This window comes from Nitrospira sp. Vd2, from assembly GCF_979581665.1.
Genome location: NZ_CEFZSK010000037.1, coordinates 68846 through 90443 on the forward strand (window position 1 = coordinate 68846; position 21598 = coordinate 90443).

Below are 21598 nucleotides of genomic sequence, written 5' to 3' on the forward strand. Positions count from 1 at the left end.
AGTTTCCGCGATGACCACGGCCCGCCCCCGCCGCTCTGCCCCTCATCACATCTCGCCGGAGGAACAGCATCACCGTCGACAGCGCGTCCTCACGCAAGGCATGCCGTCGATCGCCGGCAGTATCGCGGCAGCCGTCGTCGCGAAACACGGCAACCTGTTCTTTCTCGCGCCGCGGAACGGAGAAATCCCGCTGCACGGCCGGCATGGCTTCGGTCTCTACTACCACGACTGTCGGTACCTGAACGGCTACGAGATGCTCATCGGCGACGTTCATCCCGAATCCTTGGCCGCGACCGCTGCGGCGGGGTCGCGGGCGGCATTTCAACTGACAACGCCAGACGTTCATACGCCTCGCGGATTGATCGAAAAGGAGACGCTCGGCATCACGTGGGAGCGCATTCTCGACGCCGATCAGTGCACGCTGTATGACAAAATCTCGCTGCAGAACTTCGGCGCCCAACCGGTCGAGATTCCAATCGCGCTCACTTTCGGCGCCGCCTTCGAGGATCTCTTCGCGATTCGCGGGATGGTCCCCGACAAGTTCGGGACCCTGCTGGCGCCGTCATGGCGAAACGGTCACTTGTGGTTTCTCTATGAAGGAGCGGACGGTCTGTATCGGAGCCTGACGGTGCGATTTGCGTCGCCGCCCTTCACCCGGCGTGGGACGACGGCCGCTTTTCAGACCCTCCTTAACGCCGAGGAGCGCCACGACCTCTTCATATCGCTCATCGTAACGGAAACGGACGATCGGCAGGCGGCCTTCCCTCAGGAGCATCGCCCCTCGGATCTTACGATCATCGTCTCGGATCTCGAGCGCGCCTCGCGCTATTGGCTCGATCAGCAAACGCAGCTGGAGAGCAATGCGTTGCTGCTGAACCGCGTCGTCCATCGTTCGTTGTTAGACTTGCACGTGCTGAAGAGCCGTCTGGACGGGCAACCCTACTTTTCTGCTGGCGTTCCCTGGTTCGTGACGCTGTTCGGACGCGACAGTCTGATCACGTCACTTCAAACGCTGGCCTTTCATCCAGCGATCGCCGAAGGGACGCTCCGCATCCTGGCCCGCTACCAGGGACAGAAGACGGACGGCTGGCGAGACGAGCAGCCGGGAAAGATTCTGCATGAGCTGCGGGTGGGCGAAATGGCACGGCTCAATGAGATTCCTCAAACCCCGTACTATGGGTCGATTGACGCGACGCTGCTTTTTCTGATCCTCCTGGCCCGCCACGCCGCGTGGACCGGGTCACTGGCGCTCTTCGACGAGCTCCGCCCGTCCGTGGAACAAGCGCTCGACTGGATGGAACGGTATGCGGACTCCGATCGCGATGGCTACCTCGACTACAAGAGCAGCTCCGAGAAGGGCCTCGTCAATCAGGGCTGGAAGGATTCCGGCAATGCGATCGTCAACCGAGACGGCAGCCTTGGCGAACCGCCCATCGCGCTCGTTGAGGTGCAGGGGTACGCGTACATGGCGAAGATCCTCGTTGCCGATCTCTACCGCCGAAGGAGGGATGAAGCACGAGCCGAGCGCTTGCTCACCACCGCGCGCCTCCTTCGTGAACGGTTCACCGAGGATTACTGGATGGCGGATCGCGGATGTTTCGCGTTAGCACGGGAAGCACGCGGACGGTTGTGTGCGGTCGTCTCCTCCAACGCCGGCCACGTCCTGTGGGCGGGTCTCGCCGACGACGCGCAGGCGCGCCAGACGGCGGACCGGCTGATGGAACCGGATATGTTCAGCGGCTGGGGCATTCGGACCCTCGCCTCCACCGAACGGCGGTACAATCCGATCGGCTACCATTTGGGGACGGTATGGCCGCACGACAATTCGATCATCGCCGCCGGCTTCCGACGATACGGCTATGACGAGCACGCCGCACGGATTTTCACCGGGATGCTGGAGGCCGCGATGGAGTTCGAACACTATCGCCTCCCGGAAGTCTTTGCCGGGTTTTGCCGTGAAGAGTACGGGGTGCCGGTACACTATCCAGTTGCGTGTCACCCTCAAGCATGGGCCGCTGGGGCTGTCCCCTATCTCGTCGAGACCGCGCTCGGCCTCGTCCCCGAAGCCTTCGAACAAAGACTGCGAATCGTCCGACCGTCTTTGCCGGCATTCATCGAGCACCTGACGCTGCGCAATCTCCGGGTCGGCACGGCCACCCTTGATCTGCGATTCCAGCGCGGGCCGGACGGGACCGTCCACGTCGACGCATCAACGATTCATGGCTCGCTGGACATCCACATCGACTCCGCTCATCCTCCATCGGTGTGATGAAAGTTTGCCCAACTCGCCCTTCAACCGCCGACGCCCGATCGCCCGGCCGCCCACTATGCCGACCGTCCCGCATTGCCTAGACTCAGGAGAGTGAGTGCGAGGAGGATGCGATGAAAACAATCGTGGCCTTGTTCCATGAGAAAGGAACCGCACAAGAGGTGATCGACGAAGTGGTCGATATCGGGGTCGCACGCGACCATGTGATGTTGCTCAAAAATCAGGAACCGACGGGCAAGACGACGCCGTCGCCCGAGACCGACGCAACGCTGGCGGCCGACGTGAAACGGGCGTTGGGCCTAGGACTCGCCGAACCGGATGCCTATCACGCCGAACCGGTACAAGACGGCGGGTATGCCGTCACCGTCAAGAGCGACGATCGGCTGGCTGATCGCGCCGTGGAAGTGGTCGGGCGTCACCGCCCCTTCGATATGATCGTGAAGGACGGTGATTGGCCTATCCCTCAGCCTGGTCTTGGCGCGACAGAGACCGCCGGTTGACCGACCTGCCGGCCATGGCGCGCCAGATACCAGCCGGTCGCGGTATCCCATCACCGGAAGCGGAGTCGCTGCGCGAGCAGGGATCGCGGGCGATGCGCATGACAACTGAACGGAAGCTCAACCGGCGCGCTGACTGACGGTCGGCTTGGCGGGCACGGCATCCTCGGCTGGAACGATTCGTGATCCCGCGCGATTCGCGTAGACTGCGGTGAATTCCGCACCGAACAGGAGGATCTGCGTGGAGTAGTACACCCAGACAAGGATGAGCACGAGTGAGCCGGCGGCGCCATAGGCCGACGCCACGTTGCTCTTGCCGAGATAGAGGCCGATCAGGAATTTTCCGATCGTGAACAGGATGGCGGTCAGCGCCGCACCTACCCAGACGTCTTTCCACGCGACCTTCGCATCCGGCAGCAGCTTGAAGATCATGGCGAAGAGCGCGGTGATCACCGCCAACGAGACGACAAAATTGACGACGTGCAGGACCGCTTCGGGCACCGGCAACCAGCCTTGGAACCATTTGCCGAGGACCGCCAGCGCAGCGCTGATGACGAGCGACACCAGCAGGAGAAACCCGGTGCCGAGGACCGCGAGAAATGAGACGAAGCGATCCTTCAGCATTTTCATCAGGCCAATCCCCGGCTTCGGCTCGACGCCCCAGATTGCGTTGAGTGAATCTTGCAGTTGACCGTAGAAGCCCGAGGCACCGAGGAGCAGCGTGGCGATCGCAATGGTCGTAGCCACCACCCCGGTCGACGGCTGCTGTGCGCGGGCGAGCATATCCTGGATGGTCGCGGCGCTTTGCGGTCCGACCAGGGCAGCGATTTGTTCGATGATGTAGCCTCGCGCGGCTTCTTCGCCGAACACCAGCCCGATCACGGCGATGATCATGACGAGCAGCGGCACAATCGAGAAGACCGTGTAGTAGGCCAGTGCCGCCCCAAGCCGTGGGACACGGTCGGCACTCCACTGTTGCCCGGTCTCCTTGAGAAGGTGCCACCACCGCCGCCATTGCATGCGTTCACAGTAGCGTGGGCCGGAGAAAAGCAGTATCGGAACCAGTGAAGGATCCTGTCAGGCGAGACCGGGGTAGCAGGCTAGAGGTGCTTGGCGGCATAGGCCGGCTCGGGGGCTGGCGAGGCGCGATCCCCGGAATCGACAGTGTGGCGGGAGCCAAGGGACCATCGTTCGGCAACAAGCGCATGGATGGCCGGGACGATGAACAGCGTCAAGATCGTCGAGACCAGCATCCCACCGACGATGACATAGCCGATCTGCCGCCGCCCGGCCGACCCCGCTCCCGTGGCCATGGCGAGCGGCACGGCGCCCAAAATCGTCGCGAGCGTCGTCATGAGGATCGGCCGCGCCCGGCGCACCGCTGCTTCGATGGTCGCGCTCATCACATCGAATCCCTCGGCCTGTAACTGGTTGGCGACGTCCACGATGAGAATCGCGTTCTTCGTCGCCAAGCCCAGCAGCATGATCAGGCCAATCTCGCTGTAGACGTTCACCGTGCCGTGCAGAATCAGCAACGTCAGCAGCGCACCGGTGACGGCCGGCGGCACGGCGAACAGGATCGTGAACGGATGGAGAAAACTCTCAAATTGCGCCGCGAGCACAAGATAGATCACCAGAAACGCGAGGAAGAACGTCGTCAAGAGCGCGCCGCTGGCTTGCTTGAACTCTTTCGCCTCGCCGCTGTACGCGATCCGCACGGACAGCGGCAGTGACTCGCGCGCGAGGGCCTCGATGTGGCTCAGCACCTCGCCCAGCGTGTACCCGCTCGCCATACCGGCCGTAATGGTGGCGGCCCGCATACGGTCGTGATGGATGAGTTCGGTCGGGACTCCGGTCTCATCGACGGTGACCACATTGTTGAGCTGCACGAGCGCGCCGCGTTCGCTGCGCACGTACAAGGCCCCAATGTCCGACGGCTTCGCACGGTCCCGATCGGCCATTTTCACGACCACCGGGTGCTCCCGCCCTCCTTGCGTGAACGTCGTCACGACCCGGCCGCCCAGCAAGGTCTCCAACGTCCGCCCGATGTCGGCGATGGAGATGCCGAGATCGGCCGCCTTATTCCGGTGCACGTACACATCCAACTCGGGTTTGCTGAGTTCCAAATCGTTCTGTACGTTGACGACTCCCGGATACGCCTTCAACCGATCCACCATGGTGCCTGCCGCGCGCTCCAATTCCTCATACGACGCGGCGCCGAGGATGAGTTGCACGGGTGCCTTGGTCCCCGCCTGCTCGAAGGCCGGTGGATGAACCGGAAACGCTTGAATGCCGGGGATCGTCGCGATGCCGGGCGCCAAGTCGGCCACGATATCCTGTTGCGATCGCGGCCGATCGTCCCAATCCGTCAACGTCACCCACGTTCCGGCGCGCGTCACACGGGTCGGTCGCGTACCGGTTGCGACCCAGGTGAAGTAGGTCCGGATCTCGGGCACGGTCGCGAAGAGCGCTTCGAGTTGGCGTACGTAGTGGTCGGTGTAGCGAATGGTGGCGCCTTCGGGGGCGGTCATCGACACCATGAACGCCCCACTGTCTTCGACGGGGGCCAGTTCGGCCGGCAGAGCCCGGTACAGCCAGGCGCCGCCGATCACCAAGATGAGGCTCGTGGCTAATGCGAGGCCACGGGCCTCGATGACGCCGGCCAACGCGAGACGGTAGTTCGCCAGCGCCCGCTGGGAGAGGGAATTGAGCGTGCGGCGCGGCCAAGGGTCCCGGCATTCGTGGCCGACGTTCCGGTGGCCTCTCAACAGCCGCGCGCTCATCATCGGCGTCAGGGTCAACGCGACAAAGCCGGACAAGAGCACCGAGCCGGCCACCGCGACAGCCATTTCGGCAAAGAGGCGAACCGTGGCGCCGCGCAAGAAGAAGAGCGGCATGAAGACGGCCACGAGCGTGACCGTCGTGGCCAGGACCGCAAAGCCGATTTCGCGGCTGCCCTCGCGCGCCGCGGCCATCGGCGACTGTCCGCCTTCGATGCGACGGTGGATGTTCTCGAGCATGACGATCGCGTCGTCGACAACCAGCCCGATCGCGAGCACGAGGCCCAACAGCGTCAGCATGTTGATCGAGTAGCCGAAGGCGTACATGAAGGTGCAGGCGCCGATGATGGAAGCGGGAATCGCGACGGCAGGGATCAGGGTGGCCCGCGCGCTGCCGAGAAACAGATAGATGACAAGCACGACGAGCCCAAGCGAGATCGCCATCGTGGCGTACACTTCCCGGATCGCGCGCTCGATGTAAACCGATTGATCCGAGGCCACCGCGAGCGTCATGCCGTCCGGGATCGTGGGGACGAGGTCGGCATAGATCTCTTTGACGGCGGCCGCCACGGCGAGCGTATTGGCCTTGGACTGCTTGACGATCCCGATCCCGACGGTCGGCCGACCGTTGACCCGGACGTACTTGCGGTCATCTTCCGCGCCGATTTCCGCAAAGCCGACGTCCTCGAGGCGAATCGGATAGCCGTCGCGGGTCGCGATCACGACCTGGTTGAACTGCTCGGGCGTCTGCAACTCCCCGTGCGTCCGGACGCTGAACTCGAGCCGGTCGCTTTCAATGCGGCCCGAAGGGATGGCGACGTTTTGCCCGCGCAGGGCGGCTTCCACGTCTTGAACCGTCAACGCGCGCGCGCTGAGGCGATCCGCGTCTAGCCAGATCCGCATCGCATACTGGCGCGCGCCCCAGATCCACACCGCCGCCACTCCGGGAATCGACCCGAGTCGGTCCTTGATGGACCGCACCGCATAATCGGTCAATTCCAACTCGGTATACCGCTCGCTGAACAGCGCCAGCCACATGATCGCCTGCGCGTCGGCGCTCGCCTTGGAGATGATCGGTTCTTCGATCCCGGCTGGAAGACTCCGACGGATGCTTGTGACCCGGTCTCGGACGTCGCTGGCCGCGCCGTCGAGGTCGCGGGTCAACTCGAACTCAAGGGTGATCTGTGAGACTTCTTCGCTGCTCACGGACCGAAACGTCTTGACACTCTCGATTCCGCTCAACGCCTCCTCCAGCACGGAGGTCACATCCGTTTCCACGAGTCGGGCACTTGCCCCGGTGTAGACGGTCCGGACGGAGACAATCGGCACCGAAATGTCGGGATATTGCCGGACCGAGAGGCGGGTGAACGCCAAGACGCCGAACAGGACGACCGCCAGCGTCATGATCGTCGCGAGCACCGGTCGGGCAATCGACAGCTGCGAGATGCTCATGAACGGGGAAGGAATCGGCGATGGGGGAAGGACGATCGTGTCGCAGGAGTGACGATCACTGTTGCGCGCGTAGGGGCTGTGATGGTGCGGGGTGCGCCAGCGCCGCCACCCGAGCTCCATCCTTCAACTTATGTTGTCCGACGCGTACGATGTGATCCCCTTCCCGGACTCCGCTCGTGATCTGTACGAGCCCTCGTTCCCGGACGCCAAGGGTCACTTCGGTCCAACGGGCAATATCCTCCTCGACGCGATACACGAAGTTTTTATCGCGTTGGAGGATCACGGCCTCCTCCGGCACCAGGAGGGCGTGCGGGTGCTCACCAAGCGTGAGGTGCACATTCGCAAAGAGTCCCGGGCGAAGCTGTCCGGCCACATTGCGAATCGTCGCCCGAACGCGAACCGCGCGGCTGCTGGAGTCGATGCGCGGATCGAGCACGTAAATCTCACCCGTGAATCGAGCGGTCGGATCGGCATCGGTCGTGACGTCGACACGTTGCCCCACGGAAAGGCGATGCAGATACGTCTCAGGAACTTTGAAGTCGATCTTCAGCGTGCGAATATCCTCCAGGTTGACCAGGTCCTGCCCGGGCTGCACGTAGTCGCCGGGAGAGACGCGGCGAATCCCGATAAAACCCGAGAAGGGCGCCCGGATCCGCGTCTTCAGGAGCTTCGTCTGATACAGCGCATAATTCGCTTCCGCGGCATTGAGCGTCGTCACCGCTTGATCGATCTGCTGTTGTGACACGAATGGATTTTGGTTCCCCATCAACTGCTTCATCCGGTCGTAGGTCACCCGCGCGATTTTCAACTGAGCGGTGGCTTCGGCGAGATGTGCCTGCACCTCGGCATCGTCCAACTCGATCAGCACGGTGCCTTTCTCGACCGCCTGCCCTTCGATGAAGCGAACGTTCGTGATCAGGCCGGCGATCTCGGGGCGAATCATGACCGATTCGTTGGCCTCCAACGTGCCGACCGCTCGCACGGCTTCGGCGACCGTCCCGCTCGTGACCGTCGCAAGCTCGACCGCGATGGCTGCCGGCGGCGCGTCAGCCGGCCCTGGAAGACCGGTCGCTTTGCCCGTCCAGCTATAGACCGCAAGCACGGTCGTGGCCAGTACGGCTAATACCACACTGACGACCCACAACCGGCGGGACGACCTATCACGCCGTGCATCGGAGCCCGACGAGGAAGAGGAGGGAGGAGAATTCACGTAGGGCTGATTCATACCGCGGCATTCTGCGCCATTAGAGAGAATTGATCAATCAGGGCAAGAACGTACGTCGACATCCTCCGGCATACCCGCGATTTAGCAGGGAGAACTGTGGAGCAGCGCGCGAGCCGGTGCTCGCAGCGGACTAATTACGACTTCGTAGTCTACACGCGTGCGACAGGGTACGGATTCTACGGACGGTGGCACATCCAGCTTTCCGATAGTACAACGCCTGCGCTTCCGTTATCTCTCAGGGAGAGGAATTCCAATCTTTACTACGCCTGTCACGAACAGAGGAGGCATTCATGGCCCTCTTCGATGAGCTACCGAAGTCCTGGTTATCGAGCGCGCTTGTCGGCATCGGCGCGGCACTCGTCGCGCCCGCTGTCCTTCCCGCCCTCGGATCCGGCATCCGCCCATTGGCAAAGAGTGTGCTGCGCGGGGGCATCTTGGCGTACGACAAAGCTCGCGAGCTGGTGGCGGAAGCGGGCGAGGACATGAGTGACCTGATCGCTGAGGTTCGCTCTGAAATGGACGCCGAACACCACGCGATGGAGGGCGGACAGGGTCAGCGCGAAAGTCCGATCATTACGCCGGCCGGCGCGCATCAAGAGGCAAACAAGACCTCCACGTGAGCGCACGATTCTCAGACCTTCATCTCGCCCACGCCCTCCCCGGTCGCATCCGGGTGCGCGCGCACCGGTTCAAACGGCGACCCGAGCACGCACATGAGGTCGCTCGCCGGCTGGCCACCATCCACGGCGTCCATCAGGCCGAAGCCAATCCCACGACGGGGAGCGTCACCGTTCATTACGAGCCGTCGGCATTACGATCCGTCGAATTTCTGCTGAAACTCGCCGCCGCCTTCGGGCTCTCCGCCGCCGACATCGAACCCAAAGAACTCGAAGAGTGGCTCCAAGCATTTGGCGCCTCTCCGGACGGGTCGATGGACGTGCGGCGAACCTTTGAAGGCGCGTGGCAAGGTCTGAATCGCGTCTTTGCCGACGTGACCGGCGGTCGAGTCGATCTCAAATTCATCTTTCCGGTCGTGCTGCTCGTCCTCGGGGTTCGAAGCGTGATGGGTGAGGAGAAGTTGGCGTTCCCCAAATGGTACGAATTTTTTTGGTTCGCCTTTGGGGCGTACTTCACGCTGAACAAGCCCGAGTCCCAGAACGACGCCGCGACGTGAGCGGACCTTCCGGTCGATGCCGCTGTCTTGCACGATAGTTCACGCGCTGCCGTCGCGAGTGCGGCTCCGAATCCACGAAGTCGTGGACGAAGAGCGCGCGCGTCGATTGACCGGTTTTCTCACCGATCAGCCGGGAATCGCGGCGGTCCGGGTCAATCCGCTGTGCCGGTCGGCCATCGTGGCATTCGATCCGACGCAGTGGACGGCGGCCCGATTGTGCGCCCTTCTTTCGTCCCTCCCTGATTCGACGTTGACGGAATATACGGCCCGAAAACCCGGCCTGCCGAAACCGGCGGATGAAGCGAGCGGTCATTCTGGCTTCGAGTTGATTCTTTCCACCGGCACGCTGCTACTCGGCTACCTCGGCTCTTCCCTCGGCGGACTGCTGATGCCGTGGCTCTTTGCCGGCAGTGCGATTCCCATGTTGAGTCGAGCGTTCGAAGCGTTGACGAGGCGGGGCGTCTTGACCGTGGACGTCCTCGATGCGAGCGCGGTCGGCGTCCTGATCGTGCAGTCCCGACTCTCGACCGCGGTGTTCATGGTCTGGCTCGTCAACCTCGCCGATTTCATCCGCAACGCGACGATGGCTCGCTCCCGGCGGGCGCTCAGTTCGATGCTCGACATCGCCCCCATCGAGGCGTGGGTGCTGCGGGGCGAGGTCAAGAGCCGTGTGCCGGTGACGACGCTGACGGCGGGCGACATCGTCGTCGTCTACCCCGGCGAACGGATTCCAGTGGACGGCACCGTCATTTCAGGATCGGCGTGGGTCGATCAACAGAGCTTGACGGGCGAATCCATGCCGATCGCCGTCTCTGACGGAGACCCGGTGTTCGCCTCGACCGTCTTGCGCGAGGGAAAGCTCTACATCCGGGCAGAACGGATCGGGGAAGGGACGGAGGCCGCGAAAATCGTTCGGCTGATCGAAGACGCTCCGACACGCGACACGCGGATGCAAAATTATGCCGAACAGTGGGCCAACAGCCTCGTGCCGTTTAGTTTTGGCTCCGCGGTCGCCGCCGGCGTCCTGTGGTCGGATCTCAACCGTGCCTCCTCGCTGCTCATCATCGACTACGGCACCGGCATCCGCGTGGCAGCCCCGACGACCGTGTTGGCCGCGATGACGAAAGCCGCGGGCCGCGGGATTCTGTTCAAGGGCGGCCGGGCATTTGAGCGTCTCGCGGAAGTCGACACGGTGATGTTCGACAAGACCGGGACATTGACCGCCGGACGGCCCGACATTGTCGATGCGCAGGCGTACCACCCGGCGTTTCACACCGACGACTGTTTGCGCCTCGCGGCGTCCGCCGAGCGCCGGCTCACGCATCCGCTGGCCGAGGCGATCGTGCGGACGGCAGTCCAGAAGGGGTTGTCGATCCCCGAGCGGGCCGATTCCCATTTTTATGTCGGACTCGGCGTGCACGCGCAGGTCAACGGGTACGCGGTGGACGTCGGCAATGAACGATTCATGGCCTCGCGCGGCATCTCGCTCGCGTGCGCGCAGCCCGACCTTCAACGCATCGGCCGGCAGGCCGCATCGGCGATCTGCGTCGCCGTCGATCGCGAACTGATCGGCGTGCTCGCCTATGCCGATCCGCTCCGACAGGAAGCGCGCGACGTGGTTTGTGCCCTACGCCGACATGCGCGTCACGTGGTCATGCTGACGGGGGATCATCCCGCCGTGGCCGCCTCGGTCGCCGCCTCCCTCGGCATCACGGCCTACGCGGCCGACCTCTTTCCCGAGCAAAAGGTCGAGATCGTCAAGCGGTGGCAACAGGCCGGGCACAAGGTCGCCGTCATCGGGGACGGCATCAACGATTCGCCGGCACTCGCTCAAGCGAATGTCGGGATCGCGGTGAACGGCGGCGCCGACATTGCGCGCGAGACGGCGGATGTGGTTCTGCTCCGCGGCGGCCTGTGGAAAATTCCCCTGGCGTTCGACATCGCGCACGAGGCCGTGGCGCTCGTCAAACAGAATTGGACGCTGATCGCGGTCCCGAACACGGTCGCGTTGGCGCTCGCGTTCGCGGGCGTCCTCGGCCCCGCCGGCGCCACCCTCATCAGCAACGGCTCCACGATCATCGCCGCCGGCAATGCGCTCCGCCCGTTGTTGAAACCATAATCGTGTACGCCCGTCATGTCTGAAGTCCCGATCGTCGACCTGCCCGAGCCGCAGAAGCTCTCGTCGATGGCGACGCATCTGCTCGAGGAGTGCCGGATGGTCCTTCCCGGCGTGCAGGCGCTCTTCGGGTTTCAATTGATCGCCGTCTTCAATCAAACCTTTTGGGAGCGGCTCTCCGCCAGCCATCGGCTGGTCCATCTCGTGGCCCTGTTCGTCATCGCGATCGCGATCAGCCTCGTCATGGCGCCGGCCGCCTATCACCGCTTGACGCACTTGGAAACCATTTCACGGCGCTTTATCGTGATCTCATCACGCCTGCTGCTCGTGAGCATGTTTCCGCTCATCGTCGGGATCTGCCTCGACTTTTTCCTCATCGCCGACCTCATCGTCGAGAACGACGCCCTCAGCATCGGGCTTGCCATCACGCTGTTTCTCGCGTACGTCATCCCCTGGTTCATCGTGCCGCTCGTGTACCACCGCGGCGGCCATGCGGCGGCTTCCGTTTCCCGGCCCTCGCCACCCGCCTCCCGCCGCGTCGTCTGACCCCTTGCCTTTTCGCCCAAACGACGATATACACCGCCGGCCTTTTTCCTTCCGAGCGAGGAGGACGGAATGGCGGATCGGGTGTACGTCCACGTGGTCAAGGGTCGCTTACGGGTGAGGCTCTCAGAGCTCAAGCAGGATCGACAACGCGCGCAGGAGACTGCCCGGCGGCTCAGCGCCTGGACCGGCGTCCAGGCGGCATCGTGGAATCCCACGACGGGGAGCCTGTTGATTCACTATGACGCGGCTCACCTGCACGGCACCGAGCTGCTCGCGGCGCTCGGCGTCCATCCCTCCTGTCCGTTGCCTCATCGGTTGGCCGAGCATCGCATCGACGCAGGGTGGCATCGCGCCCAGGAAGTAATCAACACGACCACGACGGCGGCGGTGAGAAGTTTCACGGAACCGACGCCGATGACGCTCACGAGCGGCCCAAAGCGGTCCGCCGCCCAACCGAAGATCGTCATCCCGAGCATCGCGAGCCCCATCGTCGCGGTATTGAAAACCCCGAACACGCGGGCGAGCAGCTCCTTTGGCGTGAGCTGTTGGAGGGAGGCCGAGACGATCGGCGTGACGACGCCGGAGCTGGCTCCGATCACGGCAATGAAGACCGCGGCGAGGGTCAGCGAGGACGTCCAACCGACCGCGAGCACGGCGGCCCCGCCGAAGAGGGCCGAGCCGGCGATCAGCCAGAAGCGCGGGCAAATATCCGTTTGCTTCTTCAGCGTCAACCAAATCGTCGCCCCCAGGATCCCGACACTCAACGAGGACCACAACCATCCCAGTTCGACGGAAGAGGTGTGTAACATACGTTCGCCGATCACCGGCAGCATGAACACAAAGCCGGTGGCTCCCATCGTGAACAGTGCCGCGCCGACCATCAGAAAGAACAACAAGCGGCGCTCGCAAAACACGAAGCGAAAGCCCTCGCGCAGATCCTTCAAGACGACCTTCCCGGACAAGGTCGCCTGATGCTTCAACCCCTTTTCATCGATGTGAACGGGAAGCTTACAGAGCGCCGAGACGATGAAGCCCACGGCGTTGACGTAGAGGACGTTCTGGGCCCCGATGACGGCGATCAACAGACCGCTCAGCGCGGGACCGAGCAATTGCCCGATCGTCATGCTGCTCTGCATGATCGCGTTGGCGGACGTGAGCTGCTCCTTCTTCACGATCAACGGAATGGCCGCATTGAGCGCCGGGCCGTAGGCCATCCCAAACAGGGCGATCAGGAAGACGATGACGTACAGCCACACCAAGGTGAGCAGGCCCATGACGTAGAGCACCGGGATCAGGGCGAGCAGGCCGGCCCGGATGACGTCCATGATGATCATGGCCATGCGCTTGGGCACCCGGTCGAGCACGACGCCGGCGAAGGGACCGAGCACCAGCGGCGGCACGGTCTGCAGCACGCCGATGATCGTCATTTTCAGCGCCGAGCCCGTGAGGTTGTAGACAAACCACAGCAGGGCCACCTTCGTGACGCCGTCCCCGATTTGCGAGATGACTTGCCCGGCCCAGAGCCAGCCGAAACTCTTCAGCTTGAGCAGTTGACGCCATGCGGCGAACCCAGACGGCGGCGATTGCTGTGTGGCCATACTCCTCGTTCGCCTGCAGGCTGCGTGTACGGTGCAGCGACTGGCGCTCAGACCATTTGCGGGCGGTTGTGGTGAACGATCAGCCGAAGACGACCGTACTGAAGCGGTCGGTCGGGGTCGCGCGTGTACTTGCTCTGATCTTCCCCGATGTCCACCACACCCAGCGGTAAGGTCAGTTCCTGCCGCAGGTGGGGAAACGCCGTCTCCAGCGCAAGATCCACGACCTCATTGGTGCACCCGGTGACTTCCGCATTCAGGTCGCGCTCGTCATCGAAATCCACCGTGATCCGCTCCTCTGGGTCGATCCACTTGCGAATGATGTTCGCCTTCTCTTCGTTCTGCATCGTGCCTCCATCCATGCCATGTACCAGGTGGTATTCCTCGCCGTTCCTGCGACCGTCCCGGCGTTCATGACCCTGGGCGGCCAGTGGGCCTGGACGTCGGGCACCGCCACGCCGACCCCTCGTTATCGCTGGGACCCGGGCTTCTGGACGATGTCGTCGAGGTACTCCCAAAGATCCGGGCTCAAGCCTTTGATGTCCTTGCGACTGATGACCGGTTGGAGCTGCTCCTTCGTCGCGTTCAACACGACGCGGCCACTCTCGCGGTTCACCTTGAAATCGCTCCACGCCAACGGCACCAATTGTTCGCTGTCCTTCAGCGCGATCACCCCGTACTCGATCTTCCCGGTCCTCGAATCGAGGATCAGCTTATCGAGCGTGCCGACCGGCTGCCCCTCCGCGTTCTTGACCGTCGCGTCCGTGAGGGTATTTTTTCCGCCGGCGTCCGGGCGGCTGTGCGGCACCGGCACGACGACGTACTCCTTCACGTCTGCCGATTGCGCCGAACCCATCGCTGGCACTCCGACTACGAACACGACTGCGCTGACGATCCATGCGAGATGCTTCATCGGAGCCTCCTCGATCAAGCAGCAGAACACGTTGTGGTGATTCTCATTCCTCGGTCGACCGAGACTCAGCTCCGCACGCGACTCCCGCTCCAGAAATAGTAGGGACGGTATCCATACCCGTAATAGTACCCATAGTACGGATACGCGCGGGGTACCATGCTCTGCTTGTCCCAGACCGTCATGTCTTGTATGGCCAGCGTCGGGTAATGGTACTCGCTCTCGCCGAGGCGTCCGGTTGTTTCCCCTTTGACCTCCCCGATAATGGTCACCGGGGTCCCTTCCTTGAGAATGGCCGGATCGACGATCTCTTTGCCCGAGTCGAAGGCCAAGAAGCGCCCCTTGGACTCGGTTCGCTCGGTCGTCGGCACAAGATCGTCGGTGAGCGGCAATTGCAGGACTTCGATTTGCGTCTTGTCCTCCAACCGCGTCGCCGACAGGACTTCGCCGCCAAGTACGACGAGGCGTCCTCGCTCCGAAGACGGCGATTCCTTGATCTGCTCAAAATTCACGGTCCGGTCGACCTGCCCCTCCAGTTCCTTCGGGATCACGTGATAGCGACTGCACGCCATGGTCGAGAGGACGGCCGCCGCGAGCCCAATCGTGAGCCACTGTTGCCGATTCATCCTGACCTCCTTCACACTGCTCGTTGAACATGGTCCGTGCGGCTTCCGCCGTCACGGGACCTTCTTGATCGACTGCGCGTACGTGGTTTGCGTCGTCTGCGCCTCGATGCGATCACCGGGCTTCACCGAGCCCGTCATTTTGGTGCCGCGGTCAACATGGAGGTTCACCTCTCGCCCCGACGGCTCTTTCACCAGGTACAGGTCGCCGTCGATCTTTTGCACCAGCCCCCTGACGGTCGCATGTTCGCTCGCCGCGACGACCGGCGCTTCCTCCCCACCGCTCGGCTGTTCGTAAAACTCGTAGATCACCAGCCCATAGGCGGGGTCCGAGAGGTCCGGCCAATTGTGCTTGTCGAAGCCCGGCGCCTGTGCGAGATCGCGGCGACTGACGTCGAGCACGAAATGCTTCTTGTCCTGACTTAATGCCAGCGCGCCCCAGGGCACCGCAAAGTATTTGTCTCCCACGCCGAGAAAGCCGCCGAACGACAGCACGGCGTATTCGATGTCCCCGTCCAGCGGATCGATGGCCAAATCTTTGATCTCGCCGAGGTCCTTTCCGTCGGTACTCTTGACGTTCTTGCCGATCACCTCACTGGCTTTCGCGATGAGCGGGATCTTTTTTTCCGACGATGAGGCCGTCGCGACCGTGCATGCCACGACAGCGGCTACGAGCACGGCGACCAAAAAAGCCGGCGCTTGTCGCATCGTCACCTCTCTCACCGAGCCTGGTTCGACAGCCGCGGTTCATCCGGTGTCGCGGCGACACCCGCGGATCCCGGTGGTCGTTCAGGGGCCTCGACGCGGATGACCCCCGCGCTGTTCAGCTCGCCCACGGGCAGGGCCGTCTCCATCCGCACGGTGTACCGAAAAATTCCTTCTCTGGCAAAGCACACGCTCGCGCTTTCGTTGGGTTCGAGCTTTGCCTCGTTGCCGGAGAACTGTTGCCGACAGGACATCTTCTCGGAGACGGGGCTCAAGAAAATGATCCGGACGTCGCCTTGACGGCGATTCACCCACCGCACTTCATCGCCGGGCCGAACATTCACCTCTGCGGGCGCGACATCCTCACGGATCAGCACGGTCTTGACCTCCCCCGTCCGCGTCACCGTCGGAAAATTCGAACAGCCGCTCACCGCGACGATCCACGCGAGCACCCACAGTATCTGTCTCATCACATCCTCCTTCGGCGCACCGTGATTGGCCATCCTCGATATCGGCGTTCCATCACTCCTCCTGTCGGTCATCGAGGAGAAACATCTCTGTGAGGCCAGAGTATGCAAGGGTTACGCCCTTCCAGACAGTGAGCGTGCCCGTTTGCTGCACGCTCAGCAGCAAGCAGACGGCATGACGACCCAATATTTTGGCCGTCGCCGTCAGCCTGCTGCGGGAGAAGGCCCCCTCATCTCAGTGCAGAGCAGGTGATACACCTCTCTTCTCCGGACATTTGGTCTTGAGCGAGACAGACTTTCCAAGTTTGGGCACCGCGCCGGCATGCAGATTTGGAAGGAGCGCGACCAGGCAGATGTTAAGGCGTGACGCGGCAACGCTGCCCGCCCAGCGCGTCCGGCACGCAGCGAATCGAATCAGGGTAGGCTGAACCGACTGGCGCAAACACTGTATACGGCGGAACCGTCACCCCGGACGGAACCCCTGCCTCCCCGTTGGGCCGCGGCGGGACTGGGACCGACTTTCGCTGCGGCACGCCTAGCGGGGGGACGACCTTGGGCGGGTCGAGCGGAACGATCGGCGGCCTCGCCGCATCGGTTGTTGGACCACCGGTGGAGGGAAGCGGGTGCGATGGAGGCGGCGCGATCGAAAGCTCCTCCTGCCCCGACTGCTGCCGGTTGGCTTCACGGAGCCGCTGATCCGCCCAGATTTCGCGGACCGCCTCCAAATTTTTCGCCCCTTGATTCTGTCCGGACGGATCCACCTGCACGCTCACACCCTCGCTTCCAAGCGGGACGCATCCGGCCAGCACGAGGCAACATACCAAATGGTGAATCGCGCGTTTCAGCAGCATTCCCCCACACACGTACCGCGTCGCCGGAAAGGTGTCAATCAGCGGCACGGCGACTGTTGGGTGGATTGCGAAAGTGAGGCCGGTCGGTCGGTGAAGACTTATGTCGCTCCGAACGGATCGTCGATCACATAGCGCCACGAGCCGTCAGGCTGCCGGCGGGCGACCTCGATGCTCCGATGCGCCATGGTGACGGAGGTTCCATCCGGACCGGTGCCGGTGAGCGTCCACCTGGACCGCAGCAACACAAGATCGCCCGCCTGCATCACCTGCTCCGTCGTCAATCGAATCGTGGCGTTGAGGGCGAGAAATCCTTGGAGTGCATCGCGAAGCGCTTGCCCGGTGACCGCCGGCCGGCCGGGTTCGGGCACGAGGACCGCGCCCGGTTCGTACAGCGCCATGAGCGCATCGAGATCACCGCTGGAAAAGGCACGAACAAAGGCAGAGTGGAGATCGTGGAGTGGTTGGACCATCTGCTGCGTTCGGTGCAGGGTTCAGTTCACCGAGCGGGAGGATTGCCTCGCCGGATCGGCCTCGAGAATCGGGAGGGCACGCAAGCCCTGCTCGGCTTGATCGGCATATCGGCGGTCGAGCCCGCGCGGATAGGCATCGAGGATCTTTTGGTACGTCGCCCGGGCTTGCTCATATCGCTTCTTGACGGTGAGATATTTCGCCAGCGCGAGCCAATTTTCCACCGCGGCTTCACTCGCGGTCTTGTACTGAACCCACTCGCGATCCATTTGATTGGCCCCCGGCTGCTGAGGGCGTCGCCGAATGTCGCGGGCAATCTCGGCCGCGACCGCCTCCACCTCTTCGTTCTCACGAACGGCCGACGGGACCTGATCCTTTTCGAGTTGCGCATAGAACGCCTTCGTGTGCGACTTGATCGCCTCGGTGCGCTCACGGAAAACATCATGGCCGCAGCCCGCCAGCGCCGCGATCACCGAAAGGGCGAGAAGCCGCATCACCGTCTTCGCCATGTTGACCGACCCTCCGTCCGCTTCTACCCTAGCACGCAGCCCGTCGAAATACATCCCCAGAGACTGGATTCTTCTCGGCGGCTCCACTATCCTCAATTCCTCTCGGGATCGGTCCTTGGCCTATCTGCTGCTCCTCTTTGGCCTCTCGTTCGCGCCGGGCCTGCTGTGGCTCTGGTTCTTCTATCGGAAGGACCGCATCGAGCCCGAGCCGATTCGATTGATCGTCCGTACCTTCTTGCTTGGCGTGGCCCTTGGCGTCCCCGCCGCGTTGCTCGAACTCTTTTTCGTGGAATCTCTCCTCGTCACGGTAGTGATTGCGCCGGTCATCGAGGAGGCGCTGAAGTTTGTCGGTGTCCGCTTCACCGTGTACCGCCGTGCGGAGTTCGACGAGCCGCTGGACGGCATCGTCTACACGGCGGCGGTCGCGCTGGGTTTCGCCTCGATCGAAAACGCGCTCTACCTGTTCGCGAGCTACTTGACGGCGGTCGAGACGGCGGAGTCACTGCGCGCGCTCTCGCCGCTCGGCGTCGTCACGTCCGTTTTCGTGGTTCGGGCCCTGCTCAGTGTGCCGGCGCACGTGCTGTATTCAAGCCTATGGGGCTATGCACTCGGGAAGACGAAATTCGCAGGCCCTCTGCTGCGGCGAAAGCTGATTGCCAGAGGGTTGGGCCTTGCTGTTCTCTGCCATGCGCTCTTCAACCTCTTTGCGTCTCATTTGCCGCAGGCCGCGCTCGGTGAGCTCATTTTGGTCGTGCTCATGTGGAAAGTGGTCCTGCGACACATCGACGAGGGGCTGCGTGTTTCGCCGCACACGCGGCCGTCACCGTAATGCGGCCATGCCCCCGTGCTGCTCCGCGTAGGTGAGAACTTCGATGGCGGCGCGCAATCCGCTTTCCACCGCTCCGTTCATGTACCCTTGCCACTGCAGACTGGTGTGTTCCCCGGCAAACAACACGCGCCTGTGAGGCTCGGCAAGCCGCGCTCGCCATGACGGGTCGTAGGCAGGATCGAAGTACGCATAGCCTCCCCCCGACCAGACCTCGTCCTCCCAGACAATCTGTCGCGACTCGAGCAGCTCCGCGTCGCCGCGACCGAGCCAATTCAAGGACTGCGCGAGCCGCACCATTCCGCCATCCGCTACCAGCTTCTGAGTCTGCTCGCTCGCGGATGCCCCGGCCAGCAACGTGAGAATCCCCGGAGCTGCGTCCTGCTCTTCATTGCCATCCCAGACGGCACCGATGGGAAGATCCGTGCCGAAGGCCAATGGACGCCCCGGTTTTACCCAAAAGCGGTCTTTGAACTGAAGCAAACTCTTGGTCGCCGGGCCGTACGATAATCGATCGATGGCCTGGCGTTGTTCGGCTGGAAGTGCCGGCTCGAACGCGATCCTTCGGACGGTGGTGGCCGGCATGGCGACGATCAGGTAGTCTGCGGCTAGCTCGTATTCCGTCCCATCGGCCTCCCGCACAATTCCAATCACGCCGTCCGGCCACTGCTGCACGGCAGTAAGACTCGTGCGCAGACGAACGGCGTCGCCAAGCGGGGCGGCAAGACGCTCGGGTAGCTGATCGTTGCCGCCTCGGATGCGAAACATCCCGCCTTGGCCAGGCGCCTCCATGGCCATTTGATCGACGAGTGCGAGCAAGCTGAGCTGCTCGGGCTCAGCTAAGAAAAAGCCGCGCAGGCCCCGCAGGCGTGCATGCAGCGCGTCGTCAGCACCGATCTGAATGAGCCATTGGGCGACCGAGATGCGTGCCATTGCACGTGCGACCACACTGTCCCATCGGCGCTCGACCAAACGATACTGGCGGATATACGGAGCGAGCAACGCCGCGAGCTTCGTCCACGCCTGACCGGCCGGTTCAATGCGAAAGTTCCGCCCCGGCTCATCTCCCCAGACAAACCCAAATCCTCCCCGCAAGATCGGCACAAGTTCCAAGCCCACTTCTTCGACCATGCGCCGTATTTCGTCTTGTCCCTCATCAATGAGATCTCCGCCGGCTTCGGCATGCTGCCCGTCTGCAAATCCCTCACGAATGGTCCATACTCGGCCCCCGACGCGGCTTCGAGCTTCCACGACGATGACGCGACAGCCGTCCCGATGCAACGACCAGGCGGCGGCCAGACCCGCCAGCCCCGCACCGGCGATCAGCACCGATGGTCGGAATGTTGGAGACATAAGGGTGACGATACGATGACCATAAGATACCGAACGAGCGGCTTCAAGACGAGCCCCGCTGACGGAGAAACACGTGCGGCAGGCGCACCGCTCCCTCCCCACGATTACGGTTTGGCTTCGAGCACCAAATTGAATGGCGTTTGAGTCGCCCGTCGGAAGCGCGTGAATCCACCCTCTGTGAAGACGTGTCGGAGCCGTTGCTCTCCGGCCTGCGCACCGAGCGCGAGACCGACTTCTTGGGCCAGCGATGCCGGTGTACAGACCACGGTCGAAAACCCGTAATAGACCCGCCCCACCGGCGTCAGGTTCTCTTCGACGGAATCCCCCGCAAACGGCTCGATGAGCATCACTGCGCCGTCGTCCTTCAGCGCGCGTCTCACGTGCCGAACGGCGCCGACGGGATCACCCATATCGTGCAAGCAATCGAAAAAGGCCACGAGATCGTAGTCGCTCCCTGGGAAGGTCTTGGCCCCCGCCACTTCGAATTGGATACGACCCGCAACGCCGGCTTGCTCGGCCATTCGCCGTGCGTGGTCGATCGACGGCGCATGATAGTCGAACGCGTAGAACCTTGAGTTGGGGAACGCTTTGGCCATGAGGATGGTTGAAGCGCCATGCCCGCATCCGATATCCGCTACTTTCGCCCCCTGCCGTAGTCGCGTCTCCATCCCGTCGAGAGCGGGAATCCAGGACGTGAGAAGATTGGCATTGTATCCCGGTCGAAAGAAGCGCTCGGTGCCCGAGAACAACCGGCGATCATGCTCGTGCCATCCCACACCCCGGCCCGTCCGGAACGCCTCCGTCAGCTTGGGCTCGTCGGTGAAGATGCCCGCGAGGCTTTCAAACCCGCCGGGGAGGAACGTGGGGCTCTCCTCGTCGGCCAAGCACATCGCTTGCTCATCGGTCAAATAATAGGTGCCTGTAACGGCGTCATAGGTCACGTATCCGCCCGCGGCCTGATTGCACAACCATTCACGCACGTATCGCTCGGCGGTTCCCGTTCTCGTCGCCAGCTCCGCCGTGGTCAGCCGCCCTGCTCCCGCCATCGCTTTATAGAGCCCCAGCTTGTCGCCGATGTGAACAAGCAGTGCGGAGATCGCTCCCCCCAAATCCCCGACGGCCCGTCCGAGAAACGCCTCAAGTCGTGACTGGTCCACTGCCATACCCGCCTCCTTTCAGTGCTATGAATAGCTGGATCACCTGAGCAGACAACATACCGATGAGCATCCGCC

Annotated in this window: 21 protein-coding genes and 1 pseudogene; 8 read left to right on the plus strand and 14 right to left on the minus strand. The window is 63.0% G+C overall.

Going from position 1 to position 21598, the window contains the following annotated elements:
- Positions 1–10 precede the first annotated feature (10 nt).
- Positions 11–2269 carry an amylo-alpha-1,6-glucosidase gene (locus tag AC1U7K_RS13795; protein ID WP_480252009.1) on the plus strand — a complete coding sequence of 753 codons (2259 nt, stop codon included), beginning with the start codon at positions 11–13 and terminating at the stop codon, positions 2267–2269.
- A gap of 113 nt (positions 2270–2382) precedes the next feature.
- Positions 2383–2769: a hypothetical protein gene (locus AC1U7K_RS13800; RefSeq protein ID WP_480252010.1), complete on the plus strand. Its 387-nt coding sequence runs from the start codon at positions 2383–2385 to the stop codon at positions 2767–2769.
- A gap of 117 nt (positions 2770–2886) precedes the next feature.
- Here AC1U7K_RS13800 and AC1U7K_RS13805 read toward each other — a convergent pair whose 3' ends face one another.
- The 3 genes from AC1U7K_RS13805 to AC1U7K_RS13815 form a co-directional block, all read right to left on the minus strand.
- On the minus strand, positions 2887–3786 hold the full coding sequence (locus tag AC1U7K_RS13805; protein ID WP_480252011.1) for a YihY/virulence factor BrkB family protein: 900 nt from the start codon (positions 3784–3786) through the stop codon (positions 2887–2889).
- Positions 3787–3866: 80 nt separating this feature from the next.
- Entirely contained in the window at positions 3867–7118 is a 3252-nt protein-coding gene (locus tag AC1U7K_RS13810; RefSeq protein WP_480252012.1) for an efflux RND transporter permease subunit, read from the minus strand.
- On the minus strand, positions 7054–8223 hold the full coding sequence (locus tag AC1U7K_RS13815) for an efflux RND transporter periplasmic adaptor subunit (RefSeq protein ID WP_480252013.1): 1170 nt from the start codon (positions 8221–8223) through the stop codon (positions 7054–7056). The genes AC1U7K_RS13810 and AC1U7K_RS13815 overlap by 65 nt, the downstream gene beginning before the upstream one ends.
- A gap of 290 nt (positions 8224–8513) precedes the next feature.
- On the opposite strand from AC1U7K_RS13815, the gene AC1U7K_RS13820 reads away from it, so the two are divergent.
- The 5 genes and pseudogenes from AC1U7K_RS13820 to AC1U7K_RS13840 all read left to right on the plus strand — a co-directional run.
- The gene (locus AC1U7K_RS13820; protein WP_480252014.1) at positions 8514–8843 is read left to right on the plus strand and encodes a DUF5132 domain-containing protein; all 330 of its coding nucleotides are present in this window, start codon (positions 8514–8516) and stop codon (positions 8841–8843) included.
- The gene (locus tag AC1U7K_RS13825; RefSeq protein WP_480252015.1) at positions 8840–9397 is read left to right on the plus strand and encodes an HMA2 domain-containing protein; all 558 of its coding nucleotides are present in this window, start codon (positions 8840–8842) and stop codon (positions 9395–9397) included. The genes AC1U7K_RS13820 and AC1U7K_RS13825 overlap by 4 nt, the downstream gene beginning before the upstream one ends.
- Positions 9398–9455: 58 nt before the next feature.
- A complete protein-coding gene (locus AC1U7K_RS13830) occupies positions 9456–11516 on the plus strand; it encodes a heavy metal translocating P-type ATPase (RefSeq protein WP_480252017.1) in 2061 nt (686 codons plus the stop codon).
- 15 nt (positions 11517–11531) lie between these two features.
- Positions 11532–12059, plus strand: coding sequence for a DUF6328 family protein (locus tag AC1U7K_RS13835; RefSeq protein WP_480252019.1), 528 nt, complete (start codon positions 11532–11534; stop codon positions 12057–12059).
- A gap of 69 nt (positions 12060–12128) precedes the next feature.
- Positions 12129–12275, plus strand: a pseudogene (locus AC1U7K_RS13840) (hypothetical protein); the annotation flags it as partial.
- A gap of 92 nt (positions 12276–12367) precedes the next feature.
- Here AC1U7K_RS13840 and AC1U7K_RS13845 read toward each other — a convergent pair.
- The 9 genes from AC1U7K_RS13845 to AC1U7K_RS13885 all read right to left on the minus strand — a co-directional run bounded on the left by AC1U7K_RS13845 (position 12368) and on the right by AC1U7K_RS13885 (position 18187).
- Positions 12368–13657 (minus strand): MFS transporter, encoded by a 1290-nt coding sequence (locus AC1U7K_RS13845; protein WP_480252021.1) that lies wholly within the window; start codon positions 13655–13657, stop codon positions 12368–12370.
- A 47-nt stretch (positions 13658–13704) separates the two neighbouring features.
- Positions 13705–14001 (minus strand): hypothetical protein, encoded by a 297-nt coding sequence (locus tag AC1U7K_RS13850; protein ID WP_480252022.1) that lies wholly within the window; start codon positions 13999–14001, stop codon positions 13705–13707.
- A gap of 122 nt (positions 14002–14123) precedes the next feature.
- On the minus strand, positions 14124–14567 hold the full coding sequence (locus AC1U7K_RS13855; protein WP_480252024.1) for a PRC-barrel domain-containing protein: 444 nt from the start codon (positions 14565–14567) through the stop codon (positions 14124–14126).
- 65 nt (positions 14568–14632) lie between these two features.
- Positions 14633–15190, minus strand: a complete 558-nt coding sequence (locus tag AC1U7K_RS13860; RefSeq protein WP_480252025.1) for a Slp family lipoprotein — start codon at positions 15188–15190, stop codon at positions 14633–14635.
- 51 nt (positions 15191–15241) lie between these two features.
- Positions 15242–15895, minus strand: coding sequence for a PRC-barrel domain-containing protein (locus tag AC1U7K_RS13865; RefSeq protein ID WP_480252026.1), 654 nt, complete (start codon positions 15893–15895; stop codon positions 15242–15244).
- An 11-nt stretch (positions 15896–15906) separates the two neighbouring features.
- A complete protein-coding gene (locus tag AC1U7K_RS13870; protein ID WP_480252027.1) occupies positions 15907–16362 on the minus strand; it encodes a cupredoxin domain-containing protein in 456 nt (151 codons plus the stop codon).
- A 353-nt stretch (positions 16363–16715) separates the two neighbouring features.
- Positions 16716–17258, minus strand: coding sequence for a hypothetical protein (locus AC1U7K_RS13875; RefSeq protein WP_480252029.1), 543 nt, complete (start codon positions 17256–17258; stop codon positions 16716–16718).
- A gap of 50 nt (positions 17259–17308) precedes the next feature.
- Positions 17309–17680: a YybH family protein gene (locus AC1U7K_RS13880; protein ID WP_480252030.1), complete on the minus strand. Its 372-nt coding sequence runs from the start codon at positions 17678–17680 to the stop codon at positions 17309–17311.
- A gap of 21 nt (positions 17681–17701) precedes the next feature.
- Positions 17702–18187 carry a hypothetical protein gene (locus AC1U7K_RS13885; protein WP_480252031.1) on the minus strand — a complete coding sequence of 162 codons (486 nt, stop codon included), beginning with the start codon at positions 18185–18187 and terminating at the stop codon, positions 17702–17704.
- A 115-nt stretch (positions 18188–18302) separates the two neighbouring features.
- On the opposite strand from AC1U7K_RS13885, the gene AC1U7K_RS13890 reads away from it, so the two are divergent.
- Positions 18303–19016 carry a PrsW family intramembrane metalloprotease gene (locus tag AC1U7K_RS13890; RefSeq protein ID WP_480252032.1) on the plus strand — a complete coding sequence of 238 codons (714 nt, stop codon included), beginning with the start codon at positions 18303–18305 and terminating at the stop codon, positions 19014–19016.
- Here AC1U7K_RS13890 and AC1U7K_RS13895 read toward each other — a convergent pair.
- The gene (locus AC1U7K_RS13895; RefSeq protein ID WP_480252033.1) at positions 19008–20366 is read right to left on the minus strand and encodes a flavin monoamine oxidase family protein; all 1359 of its coding nucleotides are present in this window, start codon (positions 20364–20366) and stop codon (positions 19008–19010) included. The genes AC1U7K_RS13890 and AC1U7K_RS13895 overlap by 9 nt on opposite strands.
- 104 nt (positions 20367–20470) lie before the next feature.
- Positions 20471–21529, minus strand: a complete 1059-nt coding sequence (locus tag AC1U7K_RS13900) for a class I SAM-dependent methyltransferase (protein ID WP_480252034.1) — start codon at positions 21527–21529, stop codon at positions 20471–20473.
- Between the last annotated feature and the right edge of the window lie 69 nt (positions 21530–21598).

Bases quoted from the DNA above. Each gene is read 5' to 3' on its own strand.
- AC1U7K_RS13795 (WP_480252009.1), top strand. From the start codon at position 11: ATGACCACGGCCCGCCCCCGCCGCTCTGCCCCTCATCACATCTCGCCG.
- AC1U7K_RS13800 (WP_480252010.1), top strand. From the start codon at position 2,383: ATGAAAACAATCGTGGCCTTGTTCCATGAGAAAGGAACCGCACAAGAG.
- AC1U7K_RS13805 (WP_480252011.1), bottom strand. From the start codon at position 3,786: ATGCAATGGCGGCGGTGGTGGCACCTTCTCAAGGAGACCGGGCAACAG.
- AC1U7K_RS13810 (WP_480252012.1), bottom strand. From the start codon at position 7,118: ATGGAGCTCGGGTGGCGGCGCTGGCGCACCCCGCACCATCACAGCCCC.
- AC1U7K_RS13815 (WP_480252013.1), bottom strand. From the start codon at position 8,223: ATGAATCAGCCCTACGTGAATTCTCCTCCCTCCTCTTCCTCGTCGGGC.
- AC1U7K_RS13820 (WP_480252014.1), top strand. From the start codon at position 8,514: ATGGCCCTCTTCGATGAGCTACCGAAGTCCTGGTTATCGAGCGCGCTT.
- AC1U7K_RS13835 (WP_480252019.1), top strand. From the start codon at position 11,532: ATGTCTGAAGTCCCGATCGTCGACCTGCCCGAGCCGCAGAAGCTCTCG.
- AC1U7K_RS13845 (WP_480252021.1), bottom strand. From the start codon at position 13,657: ATGGCCACACAGCAATCGCCGCCGTCTGGGTTCGCCGCATGGCGTCAA.
- AC1U7K_RS13850 (WP_480252022.1), bottom strand. From the start codon at position 14,001: ATGCAGAACGAAGAGAAGGCGAACATCATTCGCAAGTGGATCGACCCA.
- AC1U7K_RS13855 (WP_480252024.1), bottom strand. From the start codon at position 14,567: ATGAAGCATCTCGCATGGATCGTCAGCGCAGTCGTGTTCGTAGTCGGA.
- AC1U7K_RS13860 (WP_480252025.1), bottom strand. From the start codon at position 15,190: ATGAATCGGCAACAGTGGCTCACGATTGGGCTCGCGGCGGCCGTCCTC.
- AC1U7K_RS13865 (WP_480252026.1), bottom strand. From the start codon at position 15,895: ATGCGACAAGCGCCGGCTTTTTTGGTCGCCGTGCTCGTAGCCGCTGTC.
- AC1U7K_RS13870 (WP_480252027.1), bottom strand. From the start codon at position 16,362: ATGAGACAGATACTGTGGGTGCTCGCGTGGATCGTCGCGGTGAGCGGC.
- AC1U7K_RS13880 (WP_480252030.1), bottom strand. From the start codon at position 17,680: ATGGTCCAACCACTCCACGATCTCCACTCTGCCTTTGTTCGTGCCTTT.
- AC1U7K_RS13885 (WP_480252031.1), bottom strand. From the start codon at position 18,187: ATGGCGAAGACGGTGATGCGGCTTCTCGCCCTTTCGGTGATCGCGGCG.
- AC1U7K_RS13895 (WP_480252033.1), bottom strand. From the start codon at position 20,366: ATGTCTCCAACATTCCGACCATCGGTGCTGATCGCCGGTGCGGGGCTG.
- AC1U7K_RS13900 (WP_480252034.1), bottom strand. From the start codon at position 21,529: ATGGCAGTGGACCAGTCACGACTTGAGGCGTTTCTCGGACGGGCCGTC.